A 12,120-nucleotide genomic window follows, 5' to 3' on the forward strand; every position below is an offset into this window, starting at 1 on the left:
CTCTTACTTTTTCATTAGTTGTGCAAGTTTTTTTATACCTATTTCAATTTCTTCTAACGTTGCGTATGAATACGATAGGCGCAAAAATTGATTTGCACTTCTATCATATAAAGTACCTGGGTTTAATAAAACCTTTTCTTGCAGAGCTTTATCAAATAAACTGCGATATGAAATGGGTACTTTTATATGTACCCATATATAAAATCCCCCTGTTGGTTCATGCCAAGTTGCTATTTCACGAAGATATTTATCTAACATTAGTAACATAAAATCTCTTCGTTTTTTCAATTCACTTCTTACAAAGCGCAAATGCTCATCATATAGACCATTTGTAAACCACTCTGCTGCAATTTGCTGGGATATAGTGCTTGAACCATAATCTGTTTGCATTTTTATGTCTGACAATCTTTGAATTACTGGCTCAGGTCCAACAATCCATCCAATTCTTAAACCTGGACTAATTACTTTGGACATGCTTCCAATATGTAGTACGATTCCATTTTTATCATAGGCTTTTAAAGGTTTCGAACAAGGTGCATCAAACCATAAGTCTTGATACACTGCGTCCTCTATAATAGGTAATCCAATTTCATTACATATTTCCATCACTTCTATTCGTTTCTTCGCATTTATACTAAAGTTCGTTGGATTATGAAAAGACGGGATTGTATATAAAATAGATGCATTAAATTGCTTCTTATATTTTGTAATATATGATGCATTTAAACCGTTCTCATCCATTGGTATTCCAATGAAACGCATTCCTGCGGATTGAAAAACATTAAGCGAATATAAATAGGATGGTCTTTCTAATAAGATGGATGCGCCTTTTGGAAGAAGCCCCATAGAGATAAGTTGCAGCGCTTGAATTGCTCCTGAAACAATTAATATAGAGTCAGGAGATACATATACACCATGCCCCTTTAAGTATTCGGAAATCTTTTCCCTTAAATAAAAATTTCCTTTCGGCTCTTCATACCCAAGCGTGACATTTGACTTTAAAAGCTTATTCATAATTTCTTTCATCTTTTTCTCAGGTAAGAGACTCGGCGCGAGCTCACCTGTTCCTAATCGAATTACATGTGGATAAAATTCAGCTTGATTAATCTCCTGAATAGCTGGGAGATTCGGATAATGAAGTCCTGTTTCTACATAAGACTGCCAATTAGGCGGGGGTGCGTAAGTTGAAGCATTCTCATTATTATTTACAACAATTGTTCCTTTCCTGCCATTCCCTTCAATGTATCCCTTTGCAACTAGTTCATCGAAAGCCATTACAATTGTGCTTCGATTCACACCAAATGTATGGGCCAAATCTCTTTGTGAAGGTAATTTCGTTCCAACGGTCCATTCTCCATTAACGATCCTTTCTTTTATATACGTTTCTATTTGTTTATAGAGAGGAGTCGCTAGAGACATATTCGGTTTCCAAACGAATCTTTCCATTATATCACCTTATATTCTTTTTGGTTGGTAACCTCCCCAACCATATGGATGGATACAAATTTTCATTTCTTCTATACAATATACACTATCATAATGAATTAAAATAGGAGGTAATATGATGAGTGAAGCAATTATTCATGGTATCATTCTTGCATTTGGACTTATCATTCCATTAGGTGTACAAAATGTTTTTGTCTTTAACCAAGGTGCGAGCCAACCAAACATTTGGAGGGCAGCCCCTGTAGTATTAACTGCCTCTATATGTGATACGTTACTCATATTAATTGCAGTGCAAGGTGTCTCCCTTGTACTCCTTACTTTTTCTTGGCTAACTAACTCATTATATATAATTGGATTTTTCTTTCTCCTATACATGGGCTTTGTTATTTGGAGAAGTAACCCTTCCAACGATGTAAAACAAGAAAAAAGTATGCCCTTAAAAAAGCAAATCCTTTTCGCAGCATCCGTTTCGTTATTAAATCCACATGCAATTTTAGACACAATCGGTGTAATTGGAACAAATTCTATTCAATACATAGGAAGTGAAAAATGGGCTTTTACACTTGCAACTATTATCGTTTCTTGGATTTGGTTTATAAGCTTAGCTTTAGCGGGGAAATTTCTAAAAAGACTAGACTCAACCGGAAAGACAATCTTATTATTAAATAAATTTTCTGGTCTCATCATATGGGGTGTCGCGCTTTATATGTTAAAACAAGTTATTTATTCTTAATGAACGAAAGAGAATTGCATGTTACTGAAAACATCATGCAATTCTCTTTCAAATTATGAAGTAGGTTCCGGTTTCTGTTTTACCGTCTTTGCATCTTTTGCTGGTTTAATCCAAATGATTGCTATAACAGCACCAATGGCAGCGAAAATACTTGTCAAATAAAACACTTCATGGTCCGCCCCTTTCATAAAAAAAGAATATAAAGGTGGTCCAGCTGCTACACCGATAAATCGCATTGAACTATAAAAGGACGTAACCGTTCCCCTTTGCTCCTTTTCAATCCCTTGTGTAATGAGAGCATCTAAACATGGGAGTGCCATACCAATTCCTATCCCCATAATAACGAGACAAAGAAGTAGTAAGTAAATCCCTTTTATAAATAAAGGAATGATGACTGATGCAGCTGCCATTAAAAAACCAATATAAATACACTTCTTCATAACATTTTGATTATCTCCAATTTTTTTACCGGCCATATAGGAACTAAGTGACAGTACAAGTAACGGGATAGCAAGCACACACCCTTTCCATATACCATGAATGTCATACTTTGATTCCAGTATAGTCGACAAATAAAAGAGAATTCCGAATAAAATAAGCATAATAATTGCACCTAATGCAAAAATGGCAATTAACCATCTTCCTTTTTCTCGAAACGTAGACAGAATAGATTTTATAAACTCTTTAAGTGGTGGTACTTCTCCTTCTTGTTTCTTTGCCTTTACTAGAACAAGTAACAAAACAATTGATATGACACATAAAACTGGAATCGCCCAAAATGGTAAGAACCATACAATGGCAGCAAGAGCAGATCCTAAAATAGGGCTCAGCACTTTTCCAAATGTATTGGATGTCTCAATGATTCCCAAGCCTGTACTAACTTGTTTTTCGTCTTTGTATAAATCACCAACACACGGTATAACAACCGGCATTGCACCAGCAGCACCAATACCTTGAATCGCTCTACCGATTAATATCCAAGTGTAGGGATTATCAACTTTCCAAGATACCCAACCAGTTATCGCTCCTCCTATAGCCGCAATCAGCAAACTCGGAACCATTACCATCTTTCGTCCCCATCTATCTGATAAATAACCAGCAATCGGTATAAGTAAAATGGCTACGATAGAGTAAATTGTAATAATCATGGATACTTGAAACGATGAAATATGTAATTTCTTTTCAATTGTCGGCAAGATTGGAATGAGCATTGAATTCCCTAATGTCATGACAAGTGGAACTGATGCAAGCGCAATTAAACAACAGTTTTCTTTTTTTAACATGTTGATTTCGGAACCTTTCATCATATATTTCTTACCATATAATAGCCCTGCTGGAACATAATTTTCATTCCACCAGGGCTATTACATCTTTAATACTTCCCATTCACAACAAAAGAAATTGGGTAAAATATAGTATTACTTCTATTCTTTGAATTCTGTTCGCAATATATTCATACCAATTAATTGAAAAAAAAAGAAAGGAAGAATCCTTCCTTTCTCCTATAACCTTATACATTTAGCGAGTATATCCGCCACCAAGCTGTTGTTCTGCCATCGCTACTAGGCGTTTTGTGATTTCACCGCCTACAGAACCGTTTGCACGTGAAGAAGTATCAGCTCCAAGTTGTACACCGAACTCTTGTGCAATTTCATACTTCATTTGATCTAAAGCTGCTTGTGCTCCATGTGATGCTAATTGATTAGAATTACGATTTCTAGCCATTACCAATCACCTCCTTATTTATATATAAATTGTGTTAAATTCAAATTAAAATACATGGGAATTTTTGGTTATTTATTACCATAAAAAAAGAGCCTCTAAAACGAGACTCTAACATCATTTCACATTACGAAGTTACTACTTCTAATTTTCTATTTATTAATACTTTCATTTCTTCTTTTAATATCTCTTTTGAATTATGTCCAAACCATTCTAAGGAAGCAAAAATATCCGTACCTCTCACTTCCTGAATAATCTCATCATAATTGACAATACCTTCAAATAACGGAACCATACCTATACGACTTCCTGCTGCAGCATATACATTATTAGGTTCAAACACATGCAAATAATCCGCTGAAGATATATTCTTAAAATGGTAATGTAGTGTCCACGGCTTTAATCGCTGGAAACTGTCTATTGGATCTGCGCCAGACTCCCATATATGAAGAAAATCAAGATTTATTTTTAAATTCGGATGATTTACTTCTTCTAATAACTCTATAGTAGAAGGCAATGTGTCCGTTAGTGTATTGGGATGTGTTTCTAACAGCACATACATATTGTGCTGAGCAAACACATCACAAATCTTACGTATTCGCTTCACATACTCTTTTCTCTCTTGTTCCGAGAAGTCCTTGCTCCCTTTTTGCCCAGCAAACGTGCGAATTTTATTCGTATTAAACCAATTAGCTAGTACTACAAGTTGTTCACTTTTCTCTATCGTTTTTTCAAAATCTGCTGATAATGATATATCTAAGTAATCACTTATCATCGTAATTTCTAAGTTTTTATCCTTTAGAAAATTCAATTCTCGTTCTGTCGTTTCACGTTCTTGCATGTACAAATTTTGTGCATGCGTCCCCCATAATTCAATTCCTTCAAAACCGTTTTCATATGCAAATTGAACAATATCAGTAAATGAAATTAATTGATGACGAAATGAAATGGTACATAGCGAATATTTCATAGTATTAAACTCCCCTATCTTAAATTCAGTTAGCTTATTAAAGAGTTGCGACAGATTGATTTGTTTTCATACCTTTCCATGATAGAAACTGTCTCTCTAATTCCTTCTTAATTTGCAGTTCAATTGCATTCATTTCATCCAGTTTTTGAATAATCGATACTAGCATACCTTTATTATTCGTCATTGCCATTTTAATTGCACGATACTGTACATTTGTAAATCCTTGTACAATATCCTCTACCCGATCACACCAATAATCAAATTCTTGCTCCGAATATTGCAACGTTTCACGGAAGTATGCAAAGGCATGCTCATAACTATATTTACGAATTGCGAGTACTGGTATTTGTTTTACTGCTGCTACAAGTCCAGAAAGCGCATATCCTTCTTCCTCATTTGCCATTTTTACAATTAAATTTTTCAGTTCCATAGTCAGTTCATTGTCGTTCTTTTTGAATGTTTCTGTGAAATAACTAGCTACTGTTTCTTGCGTTGGCTCCCCAATTCCTTCTATATCAATGAAATAACCTCCACCAAATGGGTTATCTTGAATAGAGTGAAGTACTTTTTCTCTTTCCATATTTCCTTCCCAACGAAAATCAGGATCTAGCATGAACCACTCTTCTTCTTTCTCTGTTTTTGATATCATTAAATAATGTGGAAACGGTTTTTGATGAAATTTATTTTCCCTCTCTGGTAATAGAGACATATCAACCATTACAATGACATAACGATTTTCCGGCTTGTTTTCTACTAATTCTAAAAACGTTTCTACATTGCTATCTTTATTTTTTGCATGATCATACCATTCGTTTACTTTAATACCGTACAATTTTTCAAACCAAAGTAAATAATGATCATGGTTAATGTTTTCAGAGTGATATGAAATAATTCCGCCTTCTGTTATATCAAAATCTCCATCCCATAGTCCAAAATAAAATGGACGAAAATCAATGTCGCTACGCCTTTTTATAATTTCACAAAAACAACTCACTAAACAGTGCACTTTAATTGAAGTCATACTCTCATCCACTTTCCTAAAGGTTAGTTATTCACATTTACTTCCTGTAACGGCTCTAACTCCTCCATAAAATCAAGCAAAGATCCTACAGTAAGAAATGCCTTTGGATCTACCTCATCCTCTGGAACGCATAGCTTTACATCCATTTCTATGTATACAATAAGCTGTAACATCATTACCGAATCTATATATAAATCTTGATTTAAGCGCATCGTTTCTTCTAAATGCGTTACATTTTTCAGTTCCATTTTTTCTATCATAATTTTTAATACGGCATTCTTTAACGCTTCCCGTCTCATGTTGTAACCTCTCCCATCTCTAGTAACTTTCTACTTACTTTTCCAGTTTTATTTTTAGGAATTTCATTTACACTTTCAATTTCATACGGAACTTTATAAGAAGGTAAGTGCTGAATACACCATTCTCTTATTTTCACTGGATCAACATGAGAGATCACTTTCGCTTTAACTATTTCGCCCATCACAGGATGTTTCCCTCGATATACAATTGCCTCTTGCACACCTTCCAATTGAAGCATCGTTTCTTCTACCTCTATAGGAAAGACTTTTAATCCTGAAACATTAATTACATCGTCCATACGCCCCATAAAATGAATGCCACGCTCAGATTTATACCCTAAATCTTTCGTGAAAATTTCCTTATCATTCATTTTCACGACGATTTCTTCCGGTGCATTTTCATCTGAACCTATGCTTATACTCGCATGAGGTAGAGGGTTTCCTAAATCTAAATGGCTCTTCATATCATGACATATACTAATACAACCTGCTTCAGAACAACCGTATTGCTGCATCATATATGTTGTCATTTTTTTTAGTTTATAAAATAGTGCTTCTGGCAAAGGCGATCCTGATGTCATAATTTTATGAAACTGGAACGTTCCTAATGGAAAACTCCCCATAATGTGTAACATAAGTGGTACTGCATATATAATATGTTTTTCTGTATTGCGAGCTATATTTAATGCGAATTTAGGATTTTTGTTCGTAATGATTACAGGCTTGCTCCCCCTCGTAATTGCTGATAACGTACCACATATTAGTCCGTATGAATGTGAAACAGGAGCCATAACGATTGGCACTTCATCTACTTCACAGTTTAAAGCTTCATTATAGGCAGTAATTTCTGTATCAACTTCCGTCCATGCTCTACGAATTAGTTTCGGTTCCCCTGTAGTTCCAGAACTATATTGCAATAAAGAAGGCTCTTCTAGTAAAAAGTTCCCTACTTCTAATTTTGTAAAATCGCCATATTCTCCATATAAAATTCCTACACAATTTGCACGCTTTGCCATTTCAATAGCTGTTTCTTTTGGTGTATCTTCATGTATAAGTAATACTGATGATTTCTTTTCTTTTAAGAAAAACACAATCGTAATAATATCGAATGGATCTTTCAGACAAAGTGCAAATCTATTTCCTTCTGCTTCTTTAAATTGTTCCATTTCCTCATAAACTTGTAATCTCAAATTAAAATCACTTTTGCTATACTCTTGTTTATTAACGATTAGCATAATTTCCCCCTGTAACAGCTGATTTTTGTTTCATAAGTTGTCTTACTCTATACAATGGATTTGGAACTTCATGAACAAGCGATTCCACATCCATATATAATCGACGTTTCGTTAATTGTTCAGCATAGAATGTAGGTGCATATAATTGAATATTTTCAAATCTACCTTTCAAATGTGGATATATTCTTAAATGATTTTCAATTTCTTCAACAACCATCATCCAAAAATGTTCTTCTTTCAATCCATATTCATCCGCAAGTACGAATGCTAATTCTCCTAAATTAAACAGGAATAGTGCATCTAACACCATCTCTTGCAAACATTCGATGCGATCCATTTCAAAGAAATCATTCATTTTTCCATTCGCATATGTTTTATGCATTTTAGTAAAGTCGGGACATTTGTCAACTTCTTTCAAATATGGACGATAAAACTCAAGCCCTTCATGAAAATCCTTTAACGCAATACGAACAGGCACCCCTTCTTTATGGACTAGAATCATATTTTGTCCATGTGATTCCAGTGCGATACCATGCTCTACAACAAGATGTATAACTGGTATTATCGCTTTTTGAATAAGTAATTGTAGCCAATCCTTCATTCCATATTTGTTCAACCACGCATCAATAATTGGTGTACCATCTTTCTCTTTAGCGTATAAACCATTAAAAGGAATTGCATCCTCTTGTGCATCTAAATACTTATGAATGCTTTCGCGCCAAATACATCCTAATGAACCATATATAGCTTTCTTATTCGTGTCATACGTTACACTTGAAAACTCGCTTAACAAGATTAAACGTGCTTCATCCATTAAATAGGCGTCATTACTTACAACATCATTTAACCAATTTGATATTGCTGGTGCACTCACAACAGAGTATGGTTTCAGTGTACGGAGTGTTGAAGTGTTGAGTAAATTCATCGATAATTTAACGTACGGTTTCTTTGGACTCGTAATATTTCTTAACGTTCTCATTGACTGTTGCGCGCAATAATCGTCCTCTGATGTTCCTAAATAAATAATAAAATTACCCTGTATATGATCCCCATAATTTGAAATGATGAAATTCTCCCACTGCCATGGGTGAACAGGTATAAACACGTACTGTTTTGGATAACATCCCCTATTACGAATTCGTTCCATAAACTCTTCTAATTTACGATCGCCAATCTCCTCTTTTAAAAGGTCGTTATACATCACTTCATTCTCATAACCTACAGTCGCATAATTCTTATGCGCTGCAATCCATATGAGTTTTATTGGCTGCATAAATTCATATCCATATTGAAAATTGTCACGATATTGAAATCCAACACGTGCTTTATAACTAGGGTGATATGGATGGCCGTCTATTAAATGGCTTTCAAACTCATCGTAAGATTTTTGAGTATATTCTTTCTTATTATTTCTTTCATATTGTGCAATCGTGTCTTTAAATATTGTTTGTTCTAATTCGTGCATAAAAGAATCTAATTTAGCTTGTTCTACACTAGCAACCCGAAAAACTTCTTCTAGAAATTGCGAGACAGATTGTATTTCTTGCTGTTCATCTTGGACTCTTACTATTAATGAGTCTAACGAAATACGTCCAAATGTCATCCGTTCCCTGCCATAGCATTTGTACGTGACACTTTTGTCTTCTTCATCAAGTCCTTGTATTATAAAAAGAATTTGTTCTTCTTTTTCTATGCGAACCGGTGTAATAATCCCCTCATAAATTAACGATTCTACTAATTGACGTAGCACTCTTCTTCGTACTGAAATGTAATCTTCTGATTCGAGCGCCTTCAATACTTTCGTATGATACATGTCCACTCTCATAAAACCCTCCACCTTATGACAAAATACCATTATTTGTATTACGTGAAATTTTAACGCTATTTATGAACGAACAGCCACTTCTCTAACGAGCGGATTATGTACTTGCACATAAATTGCTTGCTCTAATGGATTACTTAACTCATCGACATCGAAAAATCTCGTTAGTAAATTTGCTTTACACGCTAACTTATCTTCGTCCAATAATTCTCTTAAAAATGTTGAAGGTTCCCGGTTATACGGAAGGAATGATTCAAGTACAGACCTTAATTCCGAGAGAAGAATTTCCTCCTTAATTAATCCTGCTGTGCCAAAACCATTAATGAGGCCAAACATATGATTGAAAATTAAGTAGTAACGAAATCTCTCATCCACAATATAGTCGTCATATAAATTTCCAGTACGTTCTCCAATACCAGCTAATTCATTATTAAGCATCTCTTTCATTGAATTACAGAAATAAAATCCTTGATTATCACGGAAATAATATTTGACCGGATAACCATCCTTTAGCTGCACAACGCTATTTTGCTGATGAGCTTCTAGTGCAACACCGTACTGTAAATACATCCATACCATCGGCTTTAAAGAAATATTCATATATCGTCTAAACCACTCTAAACTTACTTCTTCACAGCTTTTACCTTCTAAATCTGCTAGGCGATGAATAATATTTGATAACCGCGTACGCTCCCCAGGTATAGCATCTTGAACTAGCCCAGCAATTAGTGTTGCGTCGTTCGCATGTTCACTATAAAAAGGGTTCTCGCGAATAATCACTTCAAATCCAGATTCTTGTGTTCCATAATTTAATGTAATATAGGCTGGATCACAAATAAAATCAAAGCCTGGAAATCTTTCTCGTACTTCACCAATAGCCGTATTTAACATTTCCTTCCCTTCAAGACCACTCTCAAGTTCTTTCAGTTTATTAATACGCATTGAATTCGTTACTTTCACCGGAAATGAAAACTTAAGCATATACTTCGAATCGGGATGATATAGCGTCCTTAGTGATGATGTTGCCATATAATACTTACCTACAGGACCAATATACTCAAGCAATTCTTGAACTATCCAATCTTGTACGTAAGCTTGATGCAAGAGCCATTCTGCCTGAAGCGGATGAATTGGAATTAATGCATATTGATCTTCCTTACAGTACTTCGCTATAAATTCCTTACTAACCATCTCATCATTACTTAATTCTTCTTTTATAATCGTTGTTGTAGAATCTGATAATAATGATTTTTCATTTACTATACTTTTATGGGCCCGAAAATAATGAAGCTGACATTCTCCTTTTAATTCTGGAGAATACATTGCATTTTTCCAATCCACTATCCCCTGTCTACTCTTTGGTGTAGGATGAGTTAAATGCCCAAATAATAAAGACTGTTCCGCTTCTATAAAAGTTGTATGGAAACCGTATAATGCGGACGTATCTTCTATTCTCTCTTTTGTAAATTCCTCAATATTTTGACAACTACGGATAACTCGAAGCATAAGTTCCGCAGGATTCGTTCCTTCTCCGTAGTTGATAGACATCTCTTTTATTAAAAATGTAATAACTGTAACGTAATCTGCTTTAATAACAGAATTACTATCTCCAATTTGATAATAAAATTTTTCTCCAAACAAATGGCGATCTGTTGATGATTTATATATAACTTCTCCATACAAAGTAACGTTCTGTGCCGATAGCCGACAACATAAATATGTGGGGACTGTATCTCTATTCAACGTATTACTGAAGATACTCTTCATTCTTTCATCCTCTGTAATCCATTCTCCACTCCCTGTTTCTCTTAAATAACAGTTTAAAAAGCTTTGTAATGTTGCATGTTCTGCGATTTGTTTCGCATGCTGCATGTTGGTCCTCCTCTTTATATTAAAGCTATCGAAATTTTATATAATAAACGATAATTGAATGTCGTTATCAATTATGATTCTAATTGATAATGATATTCAATTCAAGAGTATATTTCAGAATTTTTTTATCTGATTTAATTTTTCTTGTTTTCTCTCTTTTCTTTAATCTAGTTAAAAATACACGAAAAAAATACTCAGTTTCAAACTACATACTTACTATTTTTCATTAGTAATCTATCCAAAATGGTTAAACAAAAGAGGTATACCTTAATTGGTATACCTCTTTCAAACATAAAGTTTACATAATAATATTATTTAAGCAAATCTATATAACTGTTTGTATAACAAATTCAAATCTCTCCAACAATACGCTGTTTCTTCTATCTTTTCTCTCTCTAAAAATTTCATATCAATTTTTTCAGGGTTAAATTTTTCATAAAACTTTTTAGAAGGATTATTCGTAACGACCCAGACTAAAAGAGATTGCATATCATTGTTTATACAATCCGATAATAAAGCTTGAAATAACTTTTGTCCTATTTTCATTCCTTGATACTCTTGTAAAAGGTAGATTGCATATAATTCTCCATCACAATTATATGTACCAGTTCTTTCTACTCCCCCATCGATGAATCCAACTATGTCTCCATTTAAATTCTCTGCTACAAATCTAAATTGATGATTACCTTCTTTTTGAAAAATATCTTCCCATTGTTTTTCTCGTTTCTCATATGCTATATTATCTAGAATTTCGTCAGCAAATATCCCTTTATACGTTGTTTTCCAACTATCAACATGCACCTTTGCTATACCTGGTATATCATCCTTTATTGCTCTTCTAATATGTATTCCCATCATTTCTCCCCCTTGTTACTCATCATTATATCAATTTCATTCCTTAAAAATCCAAATAAAAAAGAGTGAATTTGAAGTGACCCCTAAAAGTTAGACACGGTTATTTCATTAGGCAGCTTGATAAAAGTGAGTCCGGTATTGTACT

General features: G+C 34.2%; 11 protein-coding genes. 1 reads left to right on the forward strand and 10 read right to left on the reverse strand.

What is annotated here, in order from left to right; translation table 11 throughout:
- Positions 1-3: 3 nt before the first annotated feature.
- Entirely contained in the window at positions 4-1,446 is a 1,443-nt protein-coding gene (locus OXT04_RS27130) for an aminotransferase-like domain-containing protein (RefSeq protein WP_267418670.1), read from the reverse strand.
- 118 nt (positions 1,447-1,564) lie between these two features.
- Between OXT04_RS27130 and OXT04_RS27135 the strand changes: the two genes are divergently transcribed.
- The gene (locus OXT04_RS27135) at positions 1,565-2,179 is read left to right on the forward strand and encodes a LysE/ArgO family amino acid transporter (RefSeq protein WP_001287303.1); all 615 of its coding nucleotides are present in this window, start codon (positions 1,565-1,567) and stop codon (positions 2,177-2,179) included.
- A gap of 53 nt (positions 2,180-2,232) precedes the next feature.
- Here OXT04_RS27135 and bcbE read toward each other — a convergent pair whose 3' ends face one another.
- From bcbE to OXT04_RS27180, 9 genes are all read right to left on the reverse strand, one after another.
- Positions 2,233-3,462, reverse strand: a complete 1,230-nt coding sequence (gene bcbE, locus OXT04_RS27140; protein ID WP_003270289.1) for a bacillibactin exporter BcbE — start codon at positions 3,460-3,462, stop codon at positions 2,233-2,235.
- Positions 3,463-3,697: 235 nt separating this feature from the next.
- Positions 3,698-3,904, reverse strand: coding sequence for an alpha/beta-type small acid-soluble spore protein (locus OXT04_RS27145; protein WP_000113545.1), 207 nt, complete (start codon positions 3,902-3,904; stop codon positions 3,698-3,700).
- A gap of 124 nt (positions 3,905-4,028) precedes the next feature.
- Entirely contained in the window at positions 4,029-4,871 is an 843-nt protein-coding gene (locus OXT04_RS27150; protein WP_016512988.1) for a sugar phosphate isomerase/epimerase family protein, read from the reverse strand.
- A gap of 37 nt (positions 4,872-4,908) precedes the next feature.
- Complete coding sequence (locus tag OXT04_RS27155; protein ID WP_141550355.1) at positions 4,909-5,892, reverse strand: DUF6005 family protein; 984 nt, start codon at positions 5,890-5,892, stop codon at positions 4,909-4,911.
- Between the two features lie 23 nt (positions 5,893-5,915).
- Positions 5,916-6,191 (reverse strand): petrobactin biosynthesis protein AsbD, encoded by a 276-nt coding sequence (gene asbD / locus OXT04_RS27160; protein ID WP_001250560.1) that lies wholly within the window; start codon positions 6,189-6,191, stop codon positions 5,916-5,918.
- Entirely contained in the window at positions 6,188-7,426 is a 1,239-nt protein-coding gene (locus OXT04_RS27165) for an AMP-binding protein (protein ID WP_098015014.1), read from the reverse strand. The genes asbD and OXT04_RS27165 overlap by 4 nt, the downstream gene beginning before the upstream one ends.
- On the reverse strand, positions 7,413-9,251 hold the full coding sequence (locus OXT04_RS27170; RefSeq protein ID WP_140158945.1) for an IucA/IucC family protein: 1,839 nt from the start codon (positions 9,249-9,251) through the stop codon (positions 7,413-7,415). The genes OXT04_RS27165 and OXT04_RS27170 overlap by 14 nt, the downstream gene beginning before the upstream one ends.
- A gap of 60 nt (positions 9,252-9,311) precedes the next feature.
- Positions 9,312-11,120, reverse strand: a complete 1,809-nt coding sequence (locus OXT04_RS27175) for an IucA/IucC family protein (protein ID WP_097821618.1) — start codon at positions 11,118-11,120, stop codon at positions 9,312-9,314.
- Between the two features lie 315 nt (positions 11,121-11,435).
- Positions 11,436-11,978: a GNAT family N-acetyltransferase gene (locus OXT04_RS27180; RefSeq protein WP_097821617.1), complete on the reverse strand. Its 543-nt coding sequence runs from the start codon at positions 11,976-11,978 to the stop codon at positions 11,436-11,438.
- Between the last annotated feature and the right edge of the window lie 142 nt (positions 11,979-12,120).

The sequence above is a fragment of the Bacillus sp. GC_Bacil_1 genome, assembly GCF_026540675.1.
Classification (GTDB): domain Bacteria; phylum Bacillota; class Bacilli; order Bacillales; family Bacillaceae_G; genus Bacillus_A; species Bacillus_A cereus.